Origin of the sequence: Neobacillus drentensis (genome assembly GCF_036966985.1) — a bacterium.
Classification (GTDB): domain Bacteria; phylum Bacillota; class Bacilli; order Bacillales; family Cytobacillaceae; genus Neobacillus; species Neobacillus drentensis_E.
In genome coordinates this window covers 1-338 of sequence record NZ_JBALSN010000389.1, presented here as the reverse complement: position 1 = coordinate 338, position 338 = coordinate 1, and the positions used below count along the sequence as shown (strand labels likewise).

Below are 338 nucleotides of genomic sequence, written 5' to 3'. Positions count from 1 at the left end.
ATTTTCTTTAACTTTTTGTTGTTTGAGATGTTGAGACTTGTATTGGAAAAGTATGAAGAGGGGATGAGTGAGAATTGAAAACATATATCCTTGTAGTGAGAGGATGAGACTCTAATTGCTCGTGTCTTACATATGGAGCTTGAATATGAAGGCAATCAAGTGACAGTGGAGCATGAGGGTAAAAAAGGTCTTGAAAGAGCCTTACAATCGGAAATTGACTTAATTTTATTGGATGTAAAGTTACCTGTTGAAAAAAGCATAATTGGACACAATTAGTGTTCATTTATTAATTCAACCATACTAAAATTACAGTTTTTTCTTGTGAAGAATTACCTAAA

Annotated in this window: 1 protein-coding gene; it reads left to right on the top strand. The window is 32.5% G+C overall.

Annotation, left to right across the window (positions count from 1 at the left end; translation table 11 throughout):
• Positions 1-132: 132 nt before the first annotated feature.
• Positions 133-276: a hypothetical protein gene (locus V7659_RS22900; protein WP_335542485.1), complete on the top strand. Its 144-nt coding sequence runs from the start codon at positions 133-135 to the stop codon at positions 274-276.
• Positions 277-338: the final 62 nt, after the last annotated feature.

Coding starts and splice junctions, on each gene's coding strand:
- V7659_RS22900 (WP_335542485.1), top strand. CDS start 133: ATGGAGCTTGAATATGAAGGCAATCAAGTGACAGTGGAGCATGAGGGT.